Genomic DNA, 24,956 nt, shown 5'->3' with positions numbered 1-24,956 from the left:
AATTTCTCTGTTTCTAAAATAATATTTCTTATTTGGCGATTCGCAGAGAAGCTTATTTTCTCACCAAGACAATTCCCTCTTTCGTTCAAGCCTTAACATGATTTCAACGCATTCCTAACCCGGCAACACCCACCTATGGGCGGCTGTAATCGTCGTGTCATCAATGCTCGTTAGACTCGCGGCATCCTGGTATTACCGACTAAAAATCATGAATATAAAACTGACACTTGGCCGCAGGGTAAAACCTGCGACGGCGCTGCCGCGCGCGTTTGGCTTCGGCAAAAGCATGGGGTTATTAAGCGGCGTAATTTGCGTTATCGCGCTATTTTCTCTGCTGCAATTGTTTTCCACCGTATTTATTTCCAATATTCTGCGCGACGCCAAGATTAACCTGGTGACGGGCGACGCCTTGCATCGCCAGCAGGCGGCGATGGATCGCGCCAGGCTGTCGCTGCTGACGGCCAGCGATACCCTGAACCGTGCGGGCATTTACTATCTGCAGGATAAAGCCACCGGCTCCGACGGCAGCTGGCACAGCCTGCTGGATGAATCGCTGGCGGCGTTGCAGGCTTCAGAGCAGGCCTTCGCTCGGTTTGAGCGCCTGAGCGCGACCATGCCCGAGGCCGCTGACGCCCTGAAAGGCAGTTATCGTCTGTTCTATGACGGTCTGAAGGAGCAGGCGCAAGGGCTGCAACGCAGCGACAGCATCGATGCGTTTTTCGCCGTGCCGATCCAGGCTTTTCAGGCGGATTTCAACGAGAAGTATCTCGCTTATCAGGCGCTGAACGAACGACGCGGCGATGACGTCAACGTGCGGCAATTGGCGGCGCTGGAGCAGGCCAAAACCTATGCGCTCGGCGCGCTCGCGGCGTTGGCGCTGATCGCCGTGGGCGTGTGGTTCGGCGTTGCTCGTTGGGTGATCGCACCGTTGCAAGGGGCGATCGCCCATCTCAACGTGCTGGCCGCCGGCGATCTTTCGCGGCCGTTGCCGCCTGAACGGGCGGTTAACCGCGAAATGCGCCAGTTGCAAACCAGCATTGGCCACATGCAAAACGGCCTGCAGCGGCTGGTGAGTGAGGTGCGCGATGCGGCGAGCGGGATCCTGAACGGCGTCGGGCGGCTGGCGGACGGCAATCGACAGTTGACGGCGCAGTCGGCGAAGCAGGACGGCGAATTGCAGTTGGCGACCGAGCACGTGCAGCAGTTGGCGGCGCGGGTGGAAGAAAACGGCCAATACGCGCAGCTGGCCAATCAACGCACCGAACAGGCTCGACAGTGCGCCGGCGCCGGTGAAAAGATGATGCAAACCGTCAACGTCTCGATGCAAGGGATCGTCAACCAATCGGCCGAGATGCGCGGCATTGTGGCGCTGATCGACAGCGTGGCGTTTCAGACCAATATTCTGGCGCTGAATGCGGCGATCGAGGCCGCGCACGCCGGCGTTCACGGCCGCGGTTTCGCCATTGTCGCTAAAGAAGTGGGCCTGCTGGCGCAGAAGAGCAGCCAGTCTACGCGCGATATTCAGCAGCTGATCAACCGCTCGTTGCAGCAAATCGATCAGGGGTCGCAAGCGGTGGATCTGCTGGCGGGCAATTTGCGTCAAATTATCGATCTGGTGAACACGTTTAGCGCGCTGATGGGGGAGATCTCGCTGGCGTCGCTCAATCAGGGGGAGAGCATTCAGGACGTGACGGCGCGCATCGCCGGGCTGAATCAGGTGGCGCGGCAAACCGGCGCCGTGGTGAACGCGGTGACCGAGGCTTCGCAGTTGCTGCAGGGCGAATCGGAACGATTGGAAAAAGCGATGGCACGTTTCAGGCTGCCGGCGCAATAAATAACCCTGGCGTAGGTTAATGAATAATAAAGCCGCGCTTAACGTTATTTATTTAGGTTCGCTCCCTGAGGAATTTCAGCGGAGTAAATAAAAACAGGCCGGCGCGCATGGATTAAAAAAACGCCGGCCTGCGAAGGTTATTTTGGGCGGGAGAATTAACGGCTGGTCTGGTGGCCGATGATGCCGCCCAGCGCTGCGCCGCCGAGGGTGCCCAGCGTGCTGCCGTCGGTCAATACCGCGCCGCCCACGGCGCCGACGCCCGCACCGATCGCCGTGTTGCGATCGCGATTGGACATATGCCCACATGCGGTAACGGAAAGCGTCGCCATCACCACCACCAACACACCCGCGGCACGTTTAATATTCATAATGAGTTCCTGGTAAATTGGCTAATTAATGGATTAAAAATAATCCGATTAACTCGCCGGTAGAAGTTGGGATGAATGTATTCCTCCGAAAGAAAATCGAACAGGTAAAAATTCTTAATTTTGGCGCGGTGAAAAGCGATCGCTCGCCGAATGTGCGGCCGTCGACAAAACTGTTCGGCTATACTGGGAGGACGCCTCACGAGGGGCGGGGCGCACACGCTGGAGGCCGCCATGTCCGAGCTCGTTTCCGCATCCGGCAAACCGGTGAAAATTCCCGGCCCGGACCATCCGATTACGCTGACCCGCCATCCGATGCGGGTCGTGGTGCGCGGCGCCGGCCAAATCCTGGCCGACAGCCGTCATGTGCTCATCTTGCAGGAAGCCAACTATCCGCCGGTGTTTTACTTTCCGCGTGAGGATGTGAATATGGCACTGTTGCAGAAAAACGCGCACGTGAGCTACTGCCCTTATAAGGGCGACTGCAGTTATTTCTCTCTCACGCTGAACGGCCCACAGGGAGACAATGTGGCCTGGAGCTATGAAATGCCTTACAACGCCGTGGTGGCGATCAAGGATCATCTGGCATTTTATCCCGACAAAGTCACGGCGATCCGTACCGAAGCCTGAGGAGCCGCCGCCTTCGGGCGGGGGCAGGTTGACATTCCACTTATCCCTACTCATTATGTGTATTACCGGAAATTGATACGCTTTTCTTATGTTTTAATCCGACATAAGCGAAACTCTGAGCAGGTGCCAAGGTGTCTACCTCTACGCGATTTGCCGTTGCCATCCATATTCTGACTAACATCACGCTGTGTCGCGGCCAGACGGTGCGTTCCGAAGATATCGCCCGCAGCGTCAACACCAATCCGACGGTGGTGCGGCGCATTCTCGGGGCGTTGGCGGAGGCGGGGCTGACCTATTCGCAGATGGGGCAAGGCGGCGGGGCGCTGTTAGCGCGGCCGGCGGAAGCGATTTCTCTGCTGGACGTGTATCGCGCGGTGGAGGAGCAACCTTATTTCACGCTGCACCGCACCCGGCCTAACGAGGCGTGCTATATCGGCCACGCTATTACCCCGGTGCTGGAGCAAGAGTTTGCGCGTGTCGGTCACGCGCTGGAAGCCAGCCTGGCGCAGACCAGCATCGCCGAAATGGCCGGGCAGGTCGAGCTGCGCGCCGGCTATCCCTTCGTCCCTTGTTCACCGCAATATCAAGCAGATACGCAATAAAAAATCACGCCAAACCCCGTTCCGCACAGAGCATTTTTTGCATTGCGTTAATGTAATTGTGTAAGTTACATTAGCTCGCATCAAGTGTGATGTAGCTCACGTTTTAGACTGCCTCCCCACGATAATCGACCGTTTGGCCGGAAACCTTTTCTTCCGGCGCAGATTCGCTGTGCTTATAAACCAGGAGAGAACGATGTTAGAAATGATTGAAAGCTTGGCCACCGTGGTGGTCCTGGTGCCGGTAATGGTGGCCGTCTTGCTCGGCGCGATTTACGGCCTGGGTGAAGTGTTCAACGTCTTTTCCGCTATCGGCCGCAAAAACGGCTGAATCTGTATGCTTGGGGGCTATCGGCCCCCGGCTATAACTCCCTTATTTCCCCCTTTCTCTCTATGAACACGCCGTTGCGTCGATCATCGCCATCACCTGCCGGAACATCGCGCTTTCCGCATCGGCCAGCTCGTTGACCAGCGTAAAGTGATTGCAGTGGCGGTCGGCCAGCAGGTGAACGTCGAGACCGCGCGCCAGACAGGCGTCATAATAGGCCTGCGTCTGGTTTTTGAAGCCTTGCGTTTCGCGGTGGCCGACGTCGAGCAGGATCTGCGGCGCATGGTCTTTCTCCGGCAGCAGAAACAGCGGGCTGAGGGTTTGCGCCTGTTCGGGCGTCAGATGCAGCCAGTCGTTGATGTAGATATCGCACAGCGGACGCAAATCGTAGAGGCCGCTCAGCGCCAGCGCGCCTTTGATCGCGTCGGGCGGCAGGCGATAGCGTTGTTGCCAGCCGTCGGCGATCAGCATGCCGCACAGGTGGCCGCCGGCCGAACTGCCGCTGACGAAAATGCGCGCCGGATCGATGCCGAACGGCGCCCCGTGATGATAAAGCCAGGCGACGGCGCTGCGCACCTCATGCACGATTTCCGCCAGCGTCGCTTCCGGCGCCAGCGTATATTCCAGGGTGGCGACCGCTACGCCGCGATGGGCAAAGGCCGCGGCCATCGAGCAGGCTTCCTCTTTGCGCTGTGAATGCCAGTAGCCGCCATGTATAAAGATCAGCAGCGGGGCGGGCTGTGCGCTGGCCGGGAACAGATCGAGACGCTCGGCGGCGCTCATGCCGTAGCGCAGATCGTAAATGCCCGGCGTCTGTGCTTTGGCGCGCTGCGCCAGCGCGGCATAGTCCGCCATGCAGGCGTCAAAATCCTCCACCGAAGCGCGGGCGTTGTATTGCGCGGCGCGGGCGCTCAGGTCTTCAAACGTCAGATCGATGTTCATGCGTTTCTCCGGATTGTTATGCGTTATGTCTTCATCATCGTCCCGCAGGGGAAAAGATGTTTGATCTTCGGTGCGCACAATTGCGGCTTCTCCAATGCTGTTATCTGCTGTATATTGCCGTTTTATGCTTTTTTAATGCGGAATAATCCCATGCACAAAGCGGCACGACAGCGCCATTTACTGGATTTGCTCAGCGAACGCGGGCAGGCGGCGGTGGCGGAATTGGCCAGCGCCATCGGCGTTTCCGTCGATACCGTGCGCCGCGACTTGGCCGATCTCGAGCGGCAGGGGCTGGCGCAGAAACATCACGGCGGCGCGATAGCGCTCGAACCGTCCGGCATGCCGCGCCAGGCGCGCGCGGCGCTGTTGCCGCAGGTCAAGCAGCGGCTCGGCCGCGCGGTGGCCGCGCAGATCCCGCCCGGCAGCACCCTGATGCTGGATGCGGGCAGTACGCTGTTGGCGGTGGCGCAAGCGTTGCGCGGCCCGGCGACGGTGATCACCGCCTCGCTGGATATCGCGCAGTGCCTGAGCGATAAGCCGGAAATCCAACTGATCTTGCTCGGCGGCCAGTGGGACGCGCGCCAACGGCTGTTCGCCGGCAGCGCGACGCTGGCGTTGCTGGAACGCTACCGCGCGGACATCGCCTTGCTGGGCGCCTGCGCGGTGCATGCTCAGCTGGGGCTGAGCGCCGGCGAAGAGGCAGATGCAGAGGTCAAACGCGCCATGCTGGCCAACAGCGGCGAGCGCTGGCTGGTGGCCGACCATATGAAGCTGGATCGCTGCGAGCCGCATCACGTGGCGGATCTGGCGCAGATCCAACGCCTGTTTACCGATCGCCCGTGGGATAACCTGGACGAGCAATCAATGATTGAACTTTGTGTCGTCGCCGACGACCGCTAGAGGAGAACACTGATGAACGATAACGCTCAACCGTTGCAGGTGGCGCTGATTGGTTACGGCTTTGTCGGCAAGGCGTTTCATGCGCCGCTGATTAACGCGGTGCCGGGTCTGGCGCTGAGCGTGGTGGCTTCGCGCGATGCCGCCAAAGTCCATGCCGATCTGCCGCACGTGCGCGTGATCGCCGATCCGCTGGAGGCGATCCGCTTGCCGGAAGTGGACCTGGTGGTGATTGCTTCGCCGAACGCCACCCATGCGCCACTGGCGCTGGCTGCGCTGGAAGCGGGCAAGCACGTGGTGGTGGATAAGCCGTTTACGCTGGATTTGGCTCAGGCGCGCACGCTGATTGCGGCGGCAGAGAAGCACGGCCGCCTGCTGTCGGTATTCCAGAATCGCCGCTGGGACAGCGATTTCCTGGGCGTGAAGCAGGTGATCGAGCAGGGACTGATCGGCAAGGTGACGCACTTTGAGTCGCACATCGATCGCTACCGTCCCGAAGTGCGGGTGCGCTGGCGCGAGCAGAATCTGCCGGGCAGCGGGCTGTGGTTCGATCTGGGGCCGCACATGGTCGATCAGGCGTTGCAGCTGTTCGGTTTGCCGCACAGCGTGCAGGCCAACATCGCCACGCTGCGCGCCAATGCGCAGATCAATGACTGGGCGCATGTGGTGCTGAACTACCCGACGCACCGCGTGATTTTGCATGGCAGCATGCTGGTGGCGGGCGGCGTGTCGCGCTTTACCGTGCACGGCGATAAAGGCAGCGTAGTCAAAGCGCGCGCCGACGGGCAGGAGAGCCAACTGCTGGCCGGCGTAACGCCGGGATCGGCTGAGTGGGGTAAAGACGACGACGCGATGCGCCTGTTTATCGGCACGGAGCCGGTGCGTACGTTGCCGACGCCGGATGGCGATCAGCGCCAATATTACGTCCAGGTGCGTGACGCGCTGCGCGGCGCCGGCGCCAACCCGGTCACCGCATCGCAGGCGTTGGCGGTGATGGCGGTGCTGGAAGCGGCCACCCTGGCGGCGGAAACCGGCATAACCCAAACGCTGCCGCTCACCGAGGCGGAGATCGCCGCCTGGTAACGCATCGCGCCAGATAAGGCGTCAGATGCATTGATACAGTGCATCGCATGCGTCTTCCGCCATCCCAGCCCCTGACATAGGCTACCCCTCAGTCTATGTCAGGAGTGCTTATCATGTTATCCCATCCTTCGCCGCAGGGCGTCCGCGGCATACTGGCCGCACTTTCTCTGTGTATGCTGCTGTCATCACTCGGCATCAGCATCGCCAACGTCGGGCTGCCGGCGCTCGCCACCGCATTCCATGCGTCGTTCCAGGCGGTGCAGTGGGTGCTGCTCTGCTATTTGTTGGCCGTCACCACCTGCATCATCGGCATCGGCCGCTTGGGCGACAGCCTCAATCGTCGCCGCTTGCTGCTGGCGGGCATCGCGCTGTTTACCGCCGCTTCGCTGGCTTGTGCGTTGGCTCCGCAGCTTTGGCTGCTGCTGCTGGCGCGCCTGGCGCAGGGGCTGGGGGGCGCAGTCATGATGTCAATCACCATGGCGCTGGCGGGCGAGGTGCTGGGCACGGAAAAGATCGGCCGCGCGATGGGGCTGCTCGGCACTATGTCGGCCGTGGGCACCGCGCTGGGGCCGTCGTTGGGCGGCGCGCTGATCGCCGGTTTCGGCTGGCGGGCGATGTTCCTGATCAACCTGCCTCTGGGCCTGCTGGCGCTGTGGCTCGCCTGGCGATACTTGCCGGATGGGGCGCGGGCGGTGACGCGCCCTGAACCATTCGACCGCGCCGGCACGCTGCTGCTGGGCGGCGCATTGCTTTGCTACTCGCTGGCGATGACTCTGGGACGCGGTGATTTCGGTGCGCTTAACCTGGCGTTGATGTTGGGCGCTCTGTTGGCGGCAGGGTTGTTTATCCGCGTGGAGCGCCGCGCCGTGTCGCCGCTGTTGGCGCCGACGATGTTCCGCCATCCGGCCCTGACGGCGGGGCTGGCGGCCAGCGCGTTGGTCATGACGGTGATGACCGCCACGTTGGTGGTCGGGCCGTTTTATCTGGCGCGCGCGCTGGGGTTAAGCGCCGCGCAGGTAGGGCTGGTGATGTCGGCGGGGCCGGCGGTGGCGATCCTGACCGGTATTCCGGCGGGTTATCTGGTGGATCGCTTTGGATCGCAACGCATCGCCCAGCTTGGGCTGGCGGCAGTGGCCGCCGGGGCGGGATTGCTGTCGCTGCTGGGCCGCTGGGGCGTACTCGGCTATGTCGCGCCGATCGCGCTGTTGACCGCCGGTTATGCGCTGTTTCAGGTGGCCAACAACACGGTGCTGATGAAGGATCTGTTTCCCGAACGACGCGGGTTGATCGCCGGCATGGTCAATCTGGCGCGCAATCTGGGGGCGATCACCGGCGCGTCGGCGATGGGGGCGCTGTTTTATCTGGCTTCGCAGCGGGTGGCGGGCGCCGCGGCGGCCGCGGCTTACGGCATGCGCGTCACCTACGGCGCGGCGGCGTTGCTGGCGTTGGCGGCATTGCTTATCGCCTTCGGCGGCCGCCGACTGGCGCTGCGTTATGACGCGCGCTGAACGGCGTAGCGTTCTTGCACGAAACCGTTGTCCGACTGGGTGACGGCGAGCAGACGCAGGCGCTGCTCAGGGGCATCGACGCCGAACAAGGGAATGCCGCCGCCCAGCAGCAGCGGCACGCGCGTAATCGTCAATTCGTCGATCAACCCGGCCTGCAGGAAACGCTGCACGGTCTGGCCGCCGTCGATATACAGGTGACGGCAGCCGGCCTCGGCCAACCGCGCCACGATGCCGGCCGGTTCGCCGCTCATCCAGCGGACAGGCTCTGCGCCGTGCGGTGCGGGTTGCGTCGACAGTACCACCACCGGCAGTTCTCCATAGGGCCATTCGGGAAAGGCGCGGACTTTTTCATAGGTATGGCGGCCCATCACCAGCGCGTCGATGTCGGCGATAAACGCTTCAAAACTCAGGCCATTGAGCAGCGAAACCGCGTACTCGGGCCGCAGCAGCCAATCGATGTCGCCGTCCGGGCCGGCAATGAATCCGTCTACGCTGGTGGCGATGTAAACCGAGCATTTCATCAGGCGAGATCTCCGCGGTAAACCACATGGATCTTGTTGCCGTCGGGATCGCGCAGGTAAGCGCCGAAATAGCCTTTGCCGTAGTGAGGGCGCTCGCCGGGCTCGCCTTCACTGCTGCCGCCCGCCAGCAGGCCGGCAGCGTAGGCGCGTTTAACCGCCAGTTCGTCGGCGGCGAGAAAGGCCAGCATGCTGCCGTTGCCGGCGCTGGCGGGCTGTCTGTCGAAGGGTTGGTAGGCATAAAACCGCGGCAGCGTTTGGCCCGGCATCACCCAGCAGCGGGCGGCGGGGCCGCCGTCCGGCGTCACTTCCCGCCGTTGTAAACCCAATGGCAGCAAAATGGCGTCGTAGAACGCGGCGGCGGCGTCCAGATCGCTGACGCCGACGGTAATGTGGCTGAACATGGCGCGTTTCCTTCCCCAAGTGAGAATAATGAACGGATAAAACAGTAGCAGCGATAGCGCAGGATGGACAGACCGCCGAGGAGGATTCGGATTAGGGACGCGCGCAGGGGGACAAAGCGCGCTTCACGGTTTGTAGGGCGGGCCGCCTCAATTGCTCTCGACGCGAGGATTGGCGTGGGTCGGCTGGCTGGGATAATCCACCTGATGCTTGTGCAGATAATCGCGTATCAGCTGACGCACCACCTGGGAAGGGGTGACGTCCTGCTGCAGGCACAGCTCTTCCAGGGCTTTCTTCTTGTCCGGGTCAATCAGCACCGTTAGCCGCGCCGTTTTCTTTTCCATCAGGATCCTCCAGAGAATGATGACTGAATGATAATACCATGTGAGCGAAGCGGCCAGCCAGACCGCGCGGCCGCTCGTCTTTAGCGGAAATGCAGCCGCTCTATCTTGCGTGACAGGTAGCCGAGTTCGCAGTTGAACAGCTCGCCGCTGCCGGCGGCCAGCGTGCGCAGCGTGCTAAGCGGCAGCGACACCTGGGCCGGCGTAGCATAAATGATCACGTTGCCGCTGGGGGCGACGCAAAACAGCACGGTGGCGAATATCCGGTGCAGGCTGTGGTACAGCAGGCTGTTTTCGTCGGGCAGATCGTGATAATTCAGCACCAGCCAGCCCCCGTTATTCAGCCGCGCGGCGCAGTTCTCCAGGAATGTCTGGGTGCCTTGCTGCGGATCCATGGCGAACGCCGAATAGAGATCGGAGAAAATCAGATCGTAACGCGTTTCGGCGGGCGGGCGCACGAAGTCCATGGCGTCGGCGGTGCGCAGGCTGATGGTGTCGGTGGCCGGCAGCGTAAAATAGCGGCGCGCGACGGCGATCACCGCGGCGCGCAGCTCGACGACCTCCAGGCGCATAGCCGGATCGAGCGCGTGCAGCGCACGCAGCAGGCTGCCGCCGCCTAACCCCAGAATCAACGCCGACGTCGGCGGCTGCCAGGCCACCGCCATCAGCATCGCTTTGATGTAGTTGTGGATCGGCTGCGCGGGGTTGCTAAGGCTCATCTTGCTTTGCTCGCAGATGCCGTCAAACCGCAGCGTGCGGTAGTCCTTGTGATCGGAAACGATGATTTCACCCCAGGCGTCGGCTTCGCGAGCGATCACCTGGCCACGCGGGGAGAAATCGAGGGTTCTGAGTAAGCTGTCAACCAGAGACATGGTATTCGCAGGGCTCCTTTGGCAAGCGGCCTGTTTACTTACGGGCGCACATGAAATCGGCGGTGCAAATGCGCCGGCCATCGATGCTGGCACGGCCGGTGAAGCGGGCGATCGCGCCGCGCCGGCGTACAAAGGCGACCTCCATCAACACCTGGTCGCCGGGACGGGCGGCGCGATAAAACCGCGCCCGCTGAATGGAAGCGAAGTAGTAATGTTCCCCTTCGTTCAGCGCCCCGAGATAGTAATGCGCCAGCAGACCGGTGCTTTGCGCCAGCGCTTCCACCAACAGCACGCCAGGAAAACCGGCGAAGCGCGCATGGCCGCTCCAGAACGTCGGCTCATTGGCGGTGATGTTCTTGATGGCGCTCAGCCGCCCTTCGTCGATGCAGGTGCCGGCGGGCAGCACGCGATCGACCAACAGACAGGGATAGCGATGAGGCAGAATCGCCTGAATATCGTGGAATTGCAGGGGGTGACCATGTAATGGCATGGGGAGCGTGATCCTGTCTGCGGCGAATCCGGCGCGATGGCCGACGTTCGGTCCATAATGAGTGTAATAACATTATAATAAAATTATCATCAGATGTGCCAGATGAAAGACATGACGGCGGCGACGGGGGGAAACAGCGAAGGAGGGGAAAACACCCGATCCTGACGATCGGGCGTGGCGGCGAGCTTAGTGCTTGGAGCGGGTCACCTTGTCCAAATAACCCATCACGAAGGCGGAGAGCACGAAGGTGAGGTGGATGATCACATACCACATCAGCTTGTTGTCGGGCACGTTCTTGGCGTCCATAAACACCCGCAGCAGATGAATGGAGGAGATGGCGACGATAGACGCGGCGACTTTGTTTTTCAGCGAGGTAGCATCCATTTTGCCCAGCCAGCTCAGCTTTTCTTTCCCTTCGGTGATATCCAATTGCGAGACGAAATTTTCATAGCCGGAGAACATCACCATCACCAGCAGGCCGCCGACCAGCGCCATGTCGATCAGCGACAGCAGGGTCAGCACCAGATCGGCTTCGGTAACGGCAAAAATATTTGGCAGGACGTGGAGAATTTCCTGAAAAAACTTGATCGACAAGGCGACCAGAGTGAGCGAAAGGCCGAAATAAACCGGCGCGAGCAGCCAGCGGGAGGCGTACATCGCGTTTTCTAGCAAGCGTTCCATCATAAAATTGTTTTGAATGCGTAGCAAAAAGGGCGCTCAGTATAGCGCAAGAGGCCTGGGTGAAATCAACCGCTTGCGCCAGTAGAGGGCGATATCAGGCCGCTACGCGCGCCGTTTTGCGCCCGCAGCGGATCCACAGCGCTACGGCCCCCGCCGCCGTCGCCAGCGCCACGACGCCCGGCCAGCCCGCGCTTGCCAGAATGCGGCTGCCGAGGGCGGCCCCGGTCGCCATGCCGATGAATACGCCGGTGAACAAGAGGGCGTTCAAGCGGCTGCGCGCCGCCGGATCGAGACCGTAGACGATGGTCTGGTGTGCGATCAGCGTCGCCTGGATGCCCAGATCGAATCCGACGGCGCTCAGCGCAATGAGCGCCAGCTGCGCCGGGAGCGGCAACAGCGGAAGCAGAAACATCAGGGCGAAGGCGGCCAGGACCAATCCCGCGCCGATGCGGGTCACGGCGTCAGGGCCGTGCCGATCGGCCAGGCTTCCTGCCAACGGCGCCGCCAGCGCACCCGCCGCCCCCGCCAGACCAAACGCGCCGGCCGCCGCGCTGCCGATCTGGTAGCGCTCCGCCAGCATCAACGCCAGCGTTGACCAGAAAGCGCTGAAGCCCAATGACAGAAAGCCTTGCGCCAGCGTTGCGCGCCGCAGCTCGGGATACGCGGCCCACAGATGCCCCAGCGAGCGCAGCAGCGCGGGGTAACTCAGCGCGTTATGGGGGCGAAGACGCGGCAACATGCGCCAGATAGCCAGCGTGATCGGCAAAACGCCCAGCGCCGCCAGCGCGTAAACGCTGCGCCAGCCGGCGAACTCAGCGAGCGCGCCGCTGAACACGCGCGACAGCAGAATGCCGGCCAAGAGCCCGGTCATCACCGCGCCGACGGTTTTGCCGCGGCTGGCCTCCGGCGCCAGCGTGGCGGCGGCGGGGATAATGTCCTGCGCGACGGTGGCGGTCAGGCCTATCGCCAGGCTGCTGAGCAATAACAGCGGGAATGAGGCGGCAAACGCGCAAAGCAGCAGCGTCAGCGTCAGCAGCGCGCCTTTGATCAGAATGATCCGTCGGCGATCGTACCGGTCGCCCAGCGGCGCCAACAGTAAAATGCCCAGCGCATAACCCAGCTGGGTCAGCGTCGGCACCATGCCGGCATCGGCGACGCCGGCGTGGAAATCGGCGCCCATCATGCCGAGCATGGGCTGGCTGTAATAGATTGAAGCGACGCTGAGGCCGGCGCCGGCGGCCAGCAGAAACACGACGTTGGCGGACGGGGCGCCGTGGGTGGCGGTGGTGCTCATGGCAAAGATCCCTGCAAAGTGAATGTGCAGCCATTTTTACCGCTTGCTTCATTCCGCTGTAGCCCCCTCGCAGGTAAAACTGTTATACACTTAACGTATGAATAAAATTAATTTACCCAACGGCGACCGCATAACTTTGCTGCATACGCTGGTGCGCATCGTCGAAAGCGGCAGCCTGTCGGCAGCGGCGCAGCAGCTGGGCACCTCACAACCGACGATCAGTCGGCGTCTGCAGGCGTTGGAGCAACTGCTGGGCGCCAAACTGATCAAGCGGACGACTCACGCTCTCAAACTGACCGATGACGGCGAGCGCTGTTACCGCCAGGCGCGGGGGCTGATCGAACAATGGCAAAGCCTGGAAGAAGGGCTGGGCGGCGCGCGCGACGAACCGGTCGGGGTGTTGCGCGTGCGGGCGCCGCACGCTTTCGGCCAGGATCAGCTGATCGGTCCGTTGGGCGAGTACTTGCGGCGCTACCCGCAAGCTTACGTTGAGTGGACGCTGAACGATCATTCTCCGGACTTTATTCCCGAAGGCGTGGATTGCGCCATTCACGTCGGTGCGGTGACCGATCCGTCGGTCGTGGCGGTGTTGCTGGCGGAGGTGCCGCGCAGCACGGTAGCGTCGCCGGCGCTGCTGACGAGCCGAGAGCCGGTCCGCTGTCTTGACGATTTGGCGCGCTTGCCGTGGCTGGCGTTGAACAGTTTTTATCGCAATGAAGTGGTGCTGACCCATGTTGAGCGCGGCGAGCAGGGGCGGTTCGATATCACGCCGAGGTTGAGCACCGACAGCCTGTACGCGGTGCGCAAGGCGGCGCTGGAGGGGCTGGGCGTCGCGATTGTCTCCTCCTGGCTGGTGCGGGACGATGTGGCCGACGGGGCGCTGCAAACCGTGTTGCCGGCCTGGCGCGCCGCGCCGCTGCCTATCTACCTGCTGTATCCCTACGCCAGCTATTACCCGGCTCGCCTGCGCAAGTTCATGGAAATGATGAAGGAAGTGATGCCGCGCATTCTCGGCGCGCGGCCGCCGGCGGCGGGCTGACGCCGTTCAGTGCCGGGCCTTTTTGCCGTCGCTGTGGCCGAGGGAACGCTCGGGAAAGCTGTGATCGCGCAGCCGCTGCTTTAACTGCGCCGCATCGGGGAAGCCGCCGTCAATTTTGCGATCCCAAATCATCACGCCATCGACGCTGATTTGATACACCCCGCCGGTGCCCGGCATCAGGGTGACGGAGGCGAGATCGTCGCCGAAGGTATTGAGCAGCTCTTGCGCCATCCAACCGGCGCGCAGCAACCAATTGCATTGTGAACAGTAGTGAATCGTAACGGCGGGTGCGTTTTTCATCGTTGATCGACCGGTTAGTGGTGATGGCTTGCCATCAGCCTGATGGCTCGCAAGCGATGGTGGCTGTGTATCGCCAAATAGTCAAGCGCCTGCGCAAGCCGCGAGGCGCGGATAACGATGACGGTCGCTATGGTTTGCTTTTGGCAAACCATTCGACCCCGCGCAACATGCCCGCCCAGTAAAATTTGGGTAAAAACCAGGCCTTCAGCCACCATGCCATACGGCTGGGATGCGTGTTGTCGAACAGAGGAAAGGTGGGGAGCAATTTACTGTCGTACCCAAACTCCGCCAGAACAACCTTGCCTTTCTCTACCGTCAATGGGCAGGAACCATAACCATCATACTGTGCCGCATCAGGAACGCCGTTAAGCTGCGCCGCGATGTTCTCTGCCACCACCACCACCTGTTTGCGAGCCGCCGCCAGGGTTTTGGCATTTGGCGTGGCGCAACAGTCGCCAACCGCAAAAATCGTCTGCCACTGCTTATGCCGTAGGGTGAATTTATCCACGTCGCACCAACCTGACTCGTCAGACAACCCACTTTGCGAAATGAACGCCGGCGCAGATTGCGGCGGCACTACGTGCAGCATATCGAAGGGCAGTGTCACTTCGCGTTTGCCTTCTTCATCACCGTCCAGAGAAAAGGTCGCTTGCCGCTGCTGCCCATCAACGCGAACTAAATTATGCCGGAAGTTGACCTGTGCGCGGTATTTTTTCAAGTAATCGGTCAGCGGAGGAACAAATTGCGGCACGCCGAATACCGCCGCGCCCGCCAGGCAAAAATTGACGTTAATATTATTAAGGACACCTTGTCGCCGCCAGTGATCGCATGAAAGGTATAAGGCTTTTTGCGGCGCGCCGGCGCATTTTATCGGAATCGGCGGTTGAGAAAATATCGCCTCGCCGCCTTGCATTTCACGAACCAGTTTCCAGGTGTATTCCGCAAGATCAAAACGATAATTAGAGGTGACGCCATTCATTCCCAACGTTTCTTCAAGACCCTCTATTTTATCCCAACGTAAAACGAGGCCGCAGGCAACAATAAGGAAGTCGTAGTTTATTTTCTGCCCTTGGCGGGTCTCGACATATTTTTGGCCGGGCTCAACCCTGACCACGCTATCCTGAATCCATGCGGTTCCTGGGGGGATGACGGCGCGCATCGAACGCCGCGTTTTATTGATATCAAAGAGCCCGCCGCCCACCAGGGTCCATGCCGGTTGATAATAATGACAGTCGCCAGGTTCAATTACCGTTATATCAATGCCTTTAACTCGCTTCCTTATGCTTGCCACGACGCTTATTCCAGATGAACCACCGCCAATAACAACAACTTTTTTCTGGGTGTTTATTTTTTCCGGTTTCATGCAGGCCTCCTTTCATAAGAAAGTAGGAGGTTGATGCCCAAATTAAAAGGGAATTCATAGAACTTATTGTTATATTGAAAATCACATATTCGATTTAGTTATATGTAATAGCTAAATGTAATAAGTTATTTGACAATTAATGCGAACTGATCGTTAATAAATACCACAAACACCGTTCAGGAATTAACGCATTGGATTTTTTCCATTTTACTTTTTATACCCTGATGTTATTGGTGATAACCGGAGGAATAGTCGGATTTCTCTTGGCCCTGACAGGCGGAGGCGGCTCCATCGTTTGTGTGCCGCTGCTGCTGTATATGGTGCAAATCCCGGATACGCATTTGGTGATAGGCACCAGCGCCATGTCCGTCGCCGTCAGCGCGCTGCTCAACCTTTTTGCGCACGCCGCCAAAGGAAACGTCCGGTGGCGAACCGGCATTGTCGTTTCGCTGGTCGCGGTGGCCGGGACGCTGGCAGGTTCACAGATGGGAAAAATCACGGACGGGCGCTATCTAACCCTGCCTTTCGCTTTGCTGATGCTGATTGTCGCCGGATTAACGCTGAAAAAAAATCACCGGGCCGGCAACGGGTTGGCTTCCCCGGATGCGACCTTTCATCCCGCCATCGTGTGGCCCTGCGTGTTGGCGCTGGGCGCGGTGGCCGGCTTTCTGGGGATCGGCGGCGGATTTTTAGTGGTGCCGGCGCTGCTCTGGTTTTTCCGCTTTTCGCTGCTTGAAGCGGTGGCCACCTCGCTGGTGGTGGTTTCTGCCATGGGGTTATCGACGAGCGCAAGCTATGCCTTGTCCGGCAAGGTGTCGCTCGTCATCACGTGCTGGCTGATCGTCGGCGGTGTTCTGGGGGGCGTCGTGGGGGTTGCGCTCACCGAGCGCCTGAAGAAACGCGAGGACATTATCCGTGTGCTCTACGCCGCCATGCTCTTGGTGCTGGCCCTTTATATGCTTTTTAAAAGCTTATAAGACAGAAGGAAAAAATATGCGCATCCGTACATACCATCATCAGCTCTCCTTTTCGGGGGCGCCCGCAGCGAGTGATTTCGCGACCCTGCAACAACAAGGCTACCGGCTTATCGTCAACAACCGGCCAGATGAAGAACCGGGGGAGCATCTATCCCATCAGCAAGAGAAAACGCTGGCTGAAGGCATGGGCATAGACTACGTCTATCTGCCTTACACGTTCGACACGCTGACCTGGGAGACCGTTTATACCTTCCATTACCTGTTGCGGCGGGGCAAGAAGACTCTGGCGCACTGCCGGAGTGGGGCGCGCTCAGCCTGCCTTGCTCTGCTGCATGCGCTGCGCGAAGGGCGGATCGATGAAGCGCGATTCCGCAGCCAATGCGAAGAATATGGCGCGGATGCCGATAAGGCGCTCAGCTGGTATCGCCGGCATCAGTCCGTTCAGTCTCATGCGCAAGTGCACGCATTTTATGAGCCGGAAAGCGGCAGCCTGCAGTATGTCGTCGCCGATCCCGAGGCGCGTCGCTGTGCGATCATCGATCCGGTACTGGATTTTGACCGCCGATCGGGCACGGTATCGCATCAGCAGGCGCACACCATTTTGAGCTTTATCCGGCAGCAAGGATGGGGCGTGGCCTGGGTGCTGGATACGCACCCGCATGCCGACCATTTTTCTGCCGCAACCTGGCTGGCGCAGAAAACCGGCGCCCTCAGCGGCATAGGCGAGAAAATTACCGTCGTGCAGGGGCTGTGGCAAGACATCTATAATTTGAAGGAACTGCCTCCCGCTGAGACCGTGTGGGATGCGCTGTTTGCGGATGGGGACGTCTTTTTTATCGGCAACCTGCGCGCTGAAGTCTTGCTGTCTCCTGGCCACACCCTAGCTTCCATCACGTATCACATTGCCGATGCGGCGTTTATTCACGATACGTTTTTCATGCCGGACAGCGGCACCGCAAGGGCCGATTTCCCCGGCGGAAATGCGGAAGCCCTGTGGGATTCGTTGCAGCGGATCTTGAGCCTGCCGGCGGAGACCCGCCTGTTTACCGGCCACGATTATCGCCCTGCGGGGCGTGAGGCCCGCTGGGAAAGCACCGTGCGAGAGCAGCGCGAAAACAACCCCTGGGTGGCCAACATGGATAAAGCCCAATTTATCGCGCAAAGAAAGCAGCGAGACGCCACGTTGCCGCATCCGGAATTGATGCTGATGGCGCTGCAGGTCAACATTCGCGGCGGCGTTCTGCCTGATTGCGAAGATGATGGGCGGCACTACCTCAAAATCCCTGTTAATCGCTTCAAGGGGTAAATCAAGCCAGAGAGGCGCGATCGTTCACGGCTGCCAATCTCAAGACGATCGCGCCGTCTGTTAATGGTTTTTTATGAAATAATCAGACTGATTCATATTTAATTATTTGTTTTTACACAAAACACGCGGCGCTTGCCCTCGCTGAATACAGTCACTACATTAACAACTGTACTTCCCACACTGCTAAGGAAAACACCATGAAAGCTGCCGTAGTGACGAAAAACCATACCGTAGACATTCAGGATAAAGTGCTGCGCCCGCTGAAGCACGGCGAAGCGGCGTTGAAAATGGAGTGTTGCGGGGTGTGCCACACCGATTTGCACGTGAAAAACGGCGATTTCGGCGAGGTGCCGGGCATTACGTTGGGGCATGAGGGCATCGGCGTGGTCTCCGCCATCGGTGAGGGCGTCACCTCGTTAAAAGTGGGTGACCGCGCCAGCGTCGCCTGGTTTTACCAGGGGTGCGGCCACTGCGAATACTGCGTCAGCGGCAACGAGACCCTGTGCCGCTCGGTGAAAAACGCCGGCTACAGCGTTGACGGTGGCATGGCGGAAGAGTGCATCGTGGTGGCGGACTACGCGGTGAAAGTGCCGGACGGGCTCGATTCTTTCGCCGCCAGCAGCATCACCTGCGCCGGCGTCACCACCTACAAGGCGGTGAAGATTTCCGATATCAAGCCGGGGCAGTGGATCGCCATCTATGGCCTGGGCGGGTTGGGTAACCTGGCGTTGCAGTACGCCAAGAACGTGTTTAACGCCAAAGTGATCGCCATCGACGTCAATGATGGCCAGCTGGAGTTCGCCAAACAGATCGGCGCCGATCTGACTATCAACTCCAAAACGCAAAACGCGGAGGAGATCATTCAGCAGCAAACCGGCGGCGCTCACGCGGCGGTGGTGACGGCGGTGGCGAAAGCCGCCTTCAACTCGGCGGTGAATGCGGTGCGCGCCGGCGGTAAAGTGGTGGCCGTGGGGCTGCCGCCGGAGAGCATGGATCTGAGCATTCCGCGCCTGGTGCTGGACGGCATTCAGGTGGTGGGTTCGCTGGTGGGCACGCGCGAAGATCTGAAGGAGGCGTTCCAGTTCGCCGCCGAAGGCAAGGTGACGCCGAAAGTGACCAAGCGGCCGCTGGGGGATATCAACGCCATCTTCGACGAGATGAAGGCGGGCACCATTCGCGGTCGCATGGTGATCGATCTCGGCATGGCGAAGTAGGCCACGCGAAAAAAGAAGGCCACCTGCGGGTGGCCTTCTTGTTATTTCATTACGCTGGCGTCAGAACAGGCCCAGCGGTTTGGCGTCGTAGCTGACCAGCAGGTTTTTCACCTGCTGATAGTGCGACAGCGCCGCCTTGTGGGTCTCGCGCCCGATGCCGGAGTTTTTGTAGCCGCCGAACGCGGCGTGCGCCGGGTACAGGTGGTAGCAGTTGGTCCATACGCGGCCGGCCTTGATCGCACGTCCCATGCGGTAGGCGCGGTTGATGTCGCGGGTCCACAGCCCGGCGCCCAGCCCGAACTCGGTGTCGTTGGCCAGCGCCAGGGCTTCGGCCTCATCCTTGAAGGTGGTGACGCCAATCACCGGCCCGAAGATCTCCTCGCGGAAGAAACGCATGCTGTTGTCGCCGGTGATCAGCGTCGGCTGCAGGTAGAAACCGTTTTGCACTTCGTCGCCGCGCTGAGCGGGCTCGCCGCCCGCAACGATTTTGCCGCCCTCGTTTTTAGCGATGTCGATATAGGACAGGATCTTGTCGTACTGCTGTTTTGACGCCTGGGCGCCGATCATGGTCTCGGTGTCGAAGGGATCGCCCTGGCGGATGGTGGCGATACGCGCCAGCACTTTCTCCATGAACTGCGGGTAGATGGACTCCTGGATCAGCGCGCGTGAAGGGCAGGTGCAAACCTCTCCCTGGTTGAAAAAGCCCAGCACCAACCCCTCAACCGCCTTGTCGATAAACGCCGGCTCCGCCTGCATGATGTCTTCAAAATAAATGTTCGGCGATTTGCCGCCCAGCTCGACGGTGCTGGGGATGATGTTCTCCGCCGCACAGGCGAGAATGTGGCGGCCGACCGGCGTGGAGCCGGTGAAGGCGATTTTTTCGATGCGTTTGCTGCGCGCCAGCGCTTCGCCGGCCTCGGTGCCGAAACCTTGCACCACGTTGAGCACCCCCGGCGGCAGCAGATCGCCGATCTCTTCCATCAGCACGCTGATGCCGAGCGGCGTCTGTTCCGCCGGTTTCAGCACCACGCAGTTACCGCCCGCCAGCGCCGGCGCCAGTTTCCAGGCGGCCATCAGCAGCGGGAAGTTCCACGGGATAATCTGGCCGACCACGCCCAGCGGTTCATAGATATGGTAGGCCACGGTATTTTGGTCGATCTCCGCCGCGGTGCCTTCCTGCGCGCGCAGGCAGCCGGCGAAGTAGCGGAAATGGTCGACCGCCAGCGGCAGATCGGCATTCAGGGTTTCGCGGATCGGTTTGCCGTTGTCCCAGGTTTCGGTCAGCGCCAGCATCTCCAGCCGCGACTCGATGCGATCGGCGATGGCCAACAGCACATTGGCGCGTTCCTGCACGCTGGTTTTACCCCAGGCGTCCGCCGCCGCATGCGCCGCGTCAAGCGCCAGTTCGATGTCTTTGGCGTCGGAACGCGGGAATTCGGCGATCGGCTGGCCGGTCACCGGCGAGGTGTTGGTGAAGTAGTTGCCGGATACCGGTTCGACAAATGCGCCGCCAATGTAGTTGCCATAGCGTTGACGGAACGAAACCAGCGAGCCAGGCAAACCGGGGTGAACATATTTCATGTGAAGCACCTCTCTGCAGATGATAACCGGCGCTATTGCGCTGCGCCTGTGAGTGCGGCCTGTCGCCGCAGCACAGAGAAGCACGCCCCGTGCCAGATTAGCGACGGACGTAGTGTTCGCAAAAAAAGAGCTATTTATTAAAACGTTAAACACTGAGGAGGGTAAGTCAATCGCGCGGTTTCGCGGCCGCCGATGATTTTTTTGTGTTCCGTGTCGCAACGCCTGGTACACATATGTGATACATATTTGTAACACTTGCAGCCGGGGGGAGAAACGCATGTTGCCTGACGACCGCTTGCTCACTGAGAGCGCCAGTTTGCTGACCCACCCGCTGGCGGAATCCTGGCAGCGCAGCCGAGGTTACGGCCTGACGCGCGCCGATCAACATATCCCGTTTATCAAAGCCGGCCTGCTCGAAGAACTGCGCAGCCGCAACGACTGGGTGCCGCAGCGGGTACAGCCGCTGATCGAACAGTTGGGCGCGCAAATTACGCGTCAACCGGCCATCGTGGTGATCGCCGACGCCGACGGGCTGGTGTTGGAAACCCGTGGCAATCACGATTTTCTGCACAAGGCGTCGCGCTTTGCGCTGGCGCCAGGCAACCAGTGGGGAGAAGCGGAGCGGGGCACCAACGCCATCGGCACTGCGCTGGCGCTGGGCGCTTTCTGCGAAGTGCGCGGCGATCAGCATTTTCTCAACCAAAACGCCGGATTGAACTGCACCGCCGCGCCGATCTACCGGCCGGATGGCCATATTGCCGGCATACTGGATCTCTCTGCCCCGGCCCAGCGCCCGTATCCTGATGCGCAGCGTCTGATCATGCAGGCGGTGCGCCATATCGAACACCGCTGGGTCAGAAGCGCGATCGCCGATCGTCACTGGACGCTACGCCTGCACGCCGACGCTGGCCGCCTGGGCAGCGCGCAGGAACTGCTGCTGGTGTTTCACGACGAAGTGCTGATCGCTGCCAATCGGCTGGCGATGGTCGAGTTCCAACTCTCGCCGGCCGCATTCGGCTCGCTTGAATTCGCTCAGCTGTTCCCCGATCTGTTGCGGCAACCCTCCGGCGCACCGCGCCAGACGCTGGCCGGCAATCAACGGCACTATTATTCGCTGCTCGAGGCGCCCCAGCGTCGCGTCAGCGCTTTGCGTTCGACGCCGCCGGCGGAACGGCACGACGAGCAGCATCAGAAAGCGTTGCGCATTCTCAACGCCGGCCTTTCTCTGTGCGTGACCGGCGAAACCGGCTGCGGCAAGGAGCACTTCAGCCGCCGCCTGTTTCAGGAAAGTCGCTGGCGCAACGGCAACTTCGTGGCGATCAACTGCGCGGCGCTGCCGGAACCGCTGATCGAGTCCGAACTATTCGGCTATGCGCCGGGGGCGTTTACCGGCGCCAACCCCAAAGGCTATATCGGCAAGATCCGCGAGGCGGATGGCGGCGTGCTGTTCCTCGATGAAATCGGCGACATGCCGGCGGGCCTGCAAACGCGCCTGCTGCGGGTGTTGCAGGAGAAAACGGTCACGCCGCTCGGCAGCCGCAGCGCCTATGCGGTCGATTTTGCGCTGGTTTGCGCGACGCACCACGATCTGCATCGGCAGGTGCAAACGGGGGCGTTTCGCGAAGATTTATTGTATCGCATACAGGAGTACAGCCTGCGCATCCCGCCGCTCAGAGAGCGGGCGCAATTGGAGGCGTTCATTCTGCAGCTGTGGCGGGAGCTGGGCGGCGAGCGGCGCGACATTCGCCTGTTGCCGGAGGCGCTGGCGATGCTGGCGCGCTATCCGTGGCCCGGCAACGTGCGGCAATTGTTAAGTACGCTCAAGGTGCTGCTGGCGCTGGCGGACGATCGCGCGGTGATCACCCTGGACGATCTGCCGCAGTCGATCGCGGTGCTGTCGCCGCGCCAGGCATGCGCCGACGCCGGCGGCGAGGATCTACTACAGGCGGCGATCGACAGAGCGGGCGGCAATCTCAGCCGGGCGGCGAAGGCACTCGGCGTTTCGCGCAGCACGCTGTACCGCAAGTTGGGGAGGCGAAGAGCGGCAGAGGAATGACATTTCTCGATTGACCGGCGATAAGGCCCCGCCTGCGGGGCCTGTTGCTCTCTCAATCCCCCAGTCCCGGCGGGTTAATCTCGGAATGGGCAATCTTCTCGTCGCTCTCCGCCCAGCGATCCAACACCTGCAGATAACTGCCGTTGGCGATAGCGCTGTTGAGCGAAGCCTGCACCGCGTCCACCAGGCCGTTGCCTTTCTTCAGCGTGACGGCGATGTTGGCGGTCTTCGGCCAGCCGCCGGGCACGATGCCCACCAGCCGGGTTTTACCGGTCAGCCGCGCCTGATAAGCGCCGGAGACGTTGGGCCCGAAGGTGGCGTCGGCGCGACCCGACTGAATGGCCAGCGTGGAGGCGGCCTTATCGGTGACGTACACCGGCTGCAGCGGCGCTAATCCCTTGGCGCGGTTCTCCTTGTCCCAGGCCAGCAGCACCGCTTCCTGATTGGTGCCGGAGTCGACGATGATCTTTTTACCGGCGATATCCGGCGCGGTTTTGATCTGGGTGATTTTACTGTCGGACTTGACGTAGAAGCCCAGCGTATCCTGCCGATAGGTGGCGAAATCGAATTTGGTTTTGCGTTCGTTGGTCACGGTGATGTTGTAAACCGCGGCGTCATATTTGCCGGAGGCCACCCCCAGCGGCCAGTCTTCCCACGACGTGGGCACCAGCCTGAGTTTCAACCCCAAACCGTCGGCCACCAGGCGCGCGATGTCCGCCTCGCTGCCGATCACCGTTTTATTGTCGCGGGCGTACAGGCCGAACGGCGGGCCGCTGCCCAGCAGGGAAATGGCGACCGTCAGCGTGCCGGGTTCCACGAACCGGAAGCCGGCGGGGATTTTGGCCACGGCTTCGGCGCTCTTCACCGTGTGGATCGGCGTTTCGTTGGCGACGAGATCAACGCCCGGTGCGGCGGCGGCGGAAAAACTCAGCAGCGCCGCAATCGCTATCGTCTTTTTGCTATCTATCATTATGTTAATTACCTTCATTATTATGGGTGTCACACGGTCGTTGCACTATCTCTAAAGGCTGCAGATCTGTGAACGAACAAAATCAACTAACCAATCTTGGAAAAATCATGAGGCGCCTCTGGCGGCGCTGAATCGATCGAGGATGCACCATGTCGTCGCGTTTCGCTACGTTGGGCCGCATACCGCGCGGCGTGTGGGTATTGGGTGGCGTGAGCTTGCTGATGGACGTTTCCTCGGAAATGATCCATAGCCTGTTGCCGCTGTTTATGGCGACGACGCTCGGCGCCAGCGTGATTGTCATCGGTCTGATCGAAGGGCTGGCGGAGGCGACGGCGTTGATCGTCAAGGTGTTCTCCGGCGTGCTCAGCGATTACCTCGGCAAACGCAAAGGGCTGGCGCTGCTGGGCTACGGGTTGGGCGCCATCAGCAAACCGTTTTTCGCCATCGCGACGTCGTCCGGCATGGTGATGAGCGCGCGCCTGCTGGATCGCGTGGGCAAAGGCATTCGCGGGGCGCCGCGCGATGCCTTGGTGGCCGACGTGACGCCGCCGGAAATTCGCGGCGCGGCTTTCGGGCTACGCCAGTCGCTGGATACCGTCGGTGCCTTTTTAGGGCCGCTGCTGGCCGTCGGCCTGATGCTGCTGTGGCACAACGATTTTCGCGCCATCTTCTGGGTGGCGGCGATCCCGGCGGCGCTGGCGATTGCGCTGCTGTTTTTCGGCCTGAAAGAGCCGGCCACCGCGATAATCCACAAGCGCACCAACCCGATCACCCGCGCCAACCTGCGGCTGCTGGGGCGCAGCTATTGGTGGGTGGTGAGCATCGGCGCGATCTTCACGCTGGCGCGCTTCAGTGAAGCGTTCCTGGTGTTGAAGGCGCAGCAAGGCGGCACGCCGCTGGCGCTGATCCCGCTGGTGATGGTCGCCATGAATCTGGTCTACGCCTGCTCGGCCTATCCGTTCGGAAAACTGTCCGACCGCATGAGCCATGAAGGATTGCTGAAAGCCGGGTTGCTGGTGCTGATCGCCGCCGACCTGGTATTGGCGCTGAGCGATCATTGGGGCGGGGTGCTTTTTGGCGTCGCGCTGTGGGGCGTGCACATGGGCATGACCCAGGGGCTATTGGCGGCGATGGTGGCGCATACCGCGCCGGCGCACCTGCGCGGCACCGCGTTCGGCATGTTCAATCTGATCGGTGGCGTGGCGTTGCTGCTGGCGAGTCTCGGGGCCGAAACCCTGTGGGAGCTGTTCGGTTCCGCCTCCACCTTCTACGCCGGGGCGCTCATCTGTGTGGTGACGCTTATCGGCATGAAGCTGGCGCCGTTCGGCGAACGGCGGCCGTGAAAGCGGCGGCGCTCAACGCCGCC

At 60.9% G+C, this 24,956-nt stretch carries 26 protein-coding genes; 13 read left to right on the top strand and 13 right to left on the bottom strand.

From position 1 onward, the window contains the following. Window positions 1-208: 208 nt before the first annotated feature. Window positions 209-1,834, top strand: coding sequence for a methyl-accepting chemotaxis protein (locus IMX17_RS06205; protein ID WP_046898396.1), 1,626 nt, complete (start codon window positions 209-211; stop codon window positions 1,832-1,834). A 155-nt stretch (window positions 1,835-1,989) separates the two neighbouring features. Here the strand turns inward: IMX17_RS06205 and osmB are convergent, their stop codons facing one another. Beyond that, window positions 1,990-2,202 (bottom strand): osmotically-inducible lipoprotein OsmB, encoded by a 213-nt coding sequence (gene osmB / locus IMX17_RS06200; protein WP_004940700.1) that lies wholly within the window; start codon window positions 2,200-2,202, stop codon window positions 1,990-1,992. Between the two features lie 231 nt (window positions 2,203-2,433). Here osmB and IMX17_RS06195 point away from each other — a divergent pair, with 231 nt between their 5' ends. From IMX17_RS06195 to IMX17_RS06185, 3 genes are all read left to right on the top strand, one after another. Continuing rightward, the gene (locus IMX17_RS06195) at window positions 2,434-2,829 is read left to right on the top strand and encodes a DUF427 domain-containing protein (protein WP_046898395.1); all 396 of its coding nucleotides are present in this window, start codon (window positions 2,434-2,436) and stop codon (window positions 2,827-2,829) included. Between the two features lie 131 nt (window positions 2,830-2,960). Further along, on the top strand, window positions 2,961-3,431 hold the full coding sequence (locus tag IMX17_RS06190; protein WP_046898394.1) for an Rrf2 family transcriptional regulator: 471 nt from the start codon (window positions 2,961-2,963) through the stop codon (window positions 3,429-3,431). Between the two features lie 193 nt (window positions 3,432-3,624). Continuing rightward, window positions 3,625-3,759: an AcrZ family multidrug efflux pump-associated protein gene (locus IMX17_RS06185; RefSeq protein ID WP_033643027.1), complete on the top strand. Its 135-nt coding sequence runs from the start codon at window positions 3,625-3,627 to the stop codon at window positions 3,757-3,759. A gap of 60 nt (window positions 3,760-3,819) precedes the next feature. On the opposite strand, the gene IMX17_RS06180 is transcribed toward IMX17_RS06185, so the two are convergent. Next, the gene (locus IMX17_RS06180; RefSeq protein ID WP_046898393.1) at window positions 3,820-4,698 is read right to left on the bottom strand and encodes an alpha/beta hydrolase; all 879 of its coding nucleotides are present in this window, start codon (window positions 4,696-4,698) and stop codon (window positions 3,820-3,822) included. Between the two features lie 150 nt (window positions 4,699-4,848). On the opposite strand from IMX17_RS06180, the gene IMX17_RS06175 reads away from it, so the two are divergent. The 3 genes from IMX17_RS06175 to IMX17_RS06165 all read left to right on the top strand — a co-directional run bounded on the left by IMX17_RS06175 (window position 4,849) and on the right by IMX17_RS06165 (window position 8,186). Then, window positions 4,849-5,598 (top strand): DeoR/GlpR family DNA-binding transcription regulator, encoded by a 750-nt coding sequence (locus tag IMX17_RS06175; protein WP_046898392.1) that lies wholly within the window; start codon window positions 4,849-4,851, stop codon window positions 5,596-5,598. Window positions 5,599-5,610: 12 nt separating this feature from the next. Next, a complete protein-coding gene (locus tag IMX17_RS06170) occupies window positions 5,611-6,678 on the top strand; it encodes an oxidoreductase (protein ID WP_046898391.1) in 1,068 nt (355 codons plus the stop codon). Between the two features lie 113 nt (window positions 6,679-6,791). After that, window positions 6,792-8,186 carry an MFS transporter gene (locus tag IMX17_RS06165; RefSeq protein WP_046898390.1) on the top strand — a complete coding sequence of 465 codons (1,395 nt, stop codon included), beginning with the start codon at window positions 6,792-6,794 and terminating at the stop codon, window positions 8,184-8,186. On the opposite strand, the gene IMX17_RS06160 is transcribed toward IMX17_RS06165, so the two are convergent. From IMX17_RS06160 to IMX17_RS06130, 7 genes are all read right to left on the bottom strand, one after another. Further along, window positions 8,171-8,707 (bottom strand): dihydrofolate reductase family protein, encoded by a 537-nt coding sequence (locus tag IMX17_RS06160; protein WP_182264492.1) that lies wholly within the window; start codon window positions 8,705-8,707, stop codon window positions 8,171-8,173. The two genes, IMX17_RS06165 and IMX17_RS06160, sit on opposite strands and share 16 nt — an antisense overlap. Continuing rightward, on the bottom strand, window positions 8,707-9,108 hold the full coding sequence (locus tag IMX17_RS06155) for a VOC family protein (protein ID WP_182264491.1): 402 nt from the start codon (window positions 9,106-9,108) through the stop codon (window positions 8,707-8,709). The genes IMX17_RS06160 and IMX17_RS06155 overlap by 1 nt, the downstream gene beginning before the upstream one ends. 147 nt (window positions 9,109-9,255) lie before the next feature. Beyond that, the gene (locus IMX17_RS06150; RefSeq protein WP_004928567.1) at window positions 9,256-9,450 is read right to left on the bottom strand and encodes a ribbon-helix-helix protein, CopG family; all 195 of its coding nucleotides are present in this window, start codon (window positions 9,448-9,450) and stop codon (window positions 9,256-9,258) included. Window positions 9,451-9,530: 80 nt separating this feature from the next. Further along, entirely contained in the window at window positions 9,531-10,319 is a 789-nt protein-coding gene (locus tag IMX17_RS06145) for a spermidine synthase (RefSeq protein WP_182264490.1), read from the bottom strand. Between the two features lie 34 nt (window positions 10,320-10,353). Then, entirely contained in the window at window positions 10,354-10,809 is a 456-nt protein-coding gene (gene fabZ / locus IMX17_RS06140) for a 3-hydroxyacyl-ACP dehydratase FabZ (protein WP_182264489.1), read from the bottom strand. A 186-nt stretch (window positions 10,810-10,995) separates the two neighbouring features. Then, on the bottom strand, window positions 10,996-11,490 hold the full coding sequence (locus IMX17_RS06135) for a TIGR00645 family protein (RefSeq protein ID WP_004928561.1): 495 nt from the start codon (window positions 11,488-11,490) through the stop codon (window positions 10,996-10,998). 94 nt (window positions 11,491-11,584) lie between these two features. Further along, window positions 11,585-12,784 carry an MFS transporter gene (locus IMX17_RS06130; RefSeq protein WP_046898386.1) on the bottom strand — a complete coding sequence of 400 codons (1,200 nt, stop codon included), beginning with the start codon at window positions 12,782-12,784 and terminating at the stop codon, window positions 11,585-11,587. A gap of 97 nt (window positions 12,785-12,881) precedes the next feature. Here IMX17_RS06130 and IMX17_RS06125 point away from each other — a divergent pair, with 97 nt between their 5' ends. Then, complete coding sequence (locus tag IMX17_RS06125) at window positions 12,882-13,823, top strand: LysR family transcriptional regulator (RefSeq protein ID WP_193549470.1); 942 nt, start codon at window positions 12,882-12,884, stop codon at window positions 13,821-13,823. Between the two features lie 6 nt (window positions 13,824-13,829). Here IMX17_RS06125 and IMX17_RS06120 read toward each other — a convergent pair whose 3' ends face one another. Together IMX17_RS06120 and IMX17_RS06115 are read right to left on the bottom strand one after the other, a co-directional pair. Further along, on the bottom strand, window positions 13,830-14,123 hold the full coding sequence (locus IMX17_RS06120) for a SelT/SelW/SelH family protein (protein WP_025159743.1): 294 nt from the start codon (window positions 14,121-14,123) through the stop codon (window positions 13,830-13,832). 127 nt (window positions 14,124-14,250) lie between these two features. After that, window positions 14,251-15,486 (bottom strand): FAD/NAD(P)-binding oxidoreductase, encoded by a 1,236-nt coding sequence (locus IMX17_RS06115; RefSeq protein WP_193549469.1) that lies wholly within the window; start codon window positions 15,484-15,486, stop codon window positions 14,251-14,253. A gap of 191 nt (window positions 15,487-15,677) precedes the next feature. Between IMX17_RS06115 and IMX17_RS06110 the strand changes: the two genes are divergently transcribed. From IMX17_RS06110 to adhP, 3 genes are all read left to right on the top strand, one after another. Continuing rightward, entirely contained in the window at window positions 15,678-16,463 is a 786-nt protein-coding gene (locus IMX17_RS06110; protein WP_080350217.1) for a sulfite exporter TauE/SafE family protein, read from the top strand. Window positions 16,464-16,479: 16 nt separating this feature from the next. Then, window positions 16,480-17,769: a bifunctional sulfur transferase/dioxygenase Blh gene (gene blh / locus IMX17_RS06105; RefSeq protein WP_046898383.1), complete on the top strand. Its 1,290-nt coding sequence runs from the start codon at window positions 16,480-16,482 to the stop codon at window positions 17,767-17,769. 197 nt (window positions 17,770-17,966) lie between these two features. Next, window positions 17,967-18,983 (top strand): alcohol dehydrogenase AdhP, encoded by a 1,017-nt coding sequence (adhP, locus tag IMX17_RS06100; RefSeq protein ID WP_182264485.1) that lies wholly within the window; start codon window positions 17,967-17,969, stop codon window positions 18,981-18,983. Window positions 18,984-19,043: 60 nt separating this feature from the next. Here the strand turns inward: adhP and IMX17_RS06095 are convergent, their stop codons facing one another. Next, the gene (locus tag IMX17_RS06095; RefSeq protein ID WP_193549468.1) at window positions 19,044-20,564 is read right to left on the bottom strand and encodes an aldehyde dehydrogenase family protein; all 1,521 of its coding nucleotides are present in this window, start codon (window positions 20,562-20,564) and stop codon (window positions 19,044-19,046) included. Between the two features lie 277 nt (window positions 20,565-20,841). Here IMX17_RS06095 and IMX17_RS06090 point away from each other — a divergent pair, with 277 nt between their 5' ends. Continuing rightward, a complete protein-coding gene (locus IMX17_RS06090) occupies window positions 20,842-22,620 on the top strand; it encodes a sigma-54-dependent Fis family transcriptional regulator (protein ID WP_193549467.1) in 1,779 nt (592 codons plus the stop codon). A gap of 52 nt (window positions 22,621-22,672) precedes the next feature. Here IMX17_RS06090 and IMX17_RS06085 read toward each other — a convergent pair whose 3' ends face one another. Continuing rightward, window positions 22,673-23,590 (bottom strand): ABC transporter substrate-binding protein, encoded by a 918-nt coding sequence (locus tag IMX17_RS06085; RefSeq protein ID WP_193549466.1) that lies wholly within the window; start codon window positions 23,588-23,590, stop codon window positions 22,673-22,675. 149 nt (window positions 23,591-23,739) lie between these two features. On the opposite strand from IMX17_RS06085, the gene IMX17_RS06080 reads away from it, so the two are divergent. After that, window positions 23,740-24,933 carry an MFS transporter gene (locus tag IMX17_RS06080; protein ID WP_193549465.1) on the top strand — a complete coding sequence of 398 codons (1,194 nt, stop codon included), beginning with the start codon at window positions 23,740-23,742 and terminating at the stop codon, window positions 24,931-24,933. Window positions 24,934-24,956: the final 23 nt, after the last annotated feature.

The sequence above is a fragment of the Serratia sp. X3 genome (genome assembly GCF_014982455.1).
GTDB classification, from domain to species: Bacteria; Pseudomonadota; Gammaproteobacteria; order Enterobacterales; family Enterobacteriaceae; genus Serratia; species Serratia ureilytica.
The sequence above is the reverse complement of the archived record's forward strand: the minus strand, read 5'-3'. Positions and strand labels throughout refer to the sequence as shown.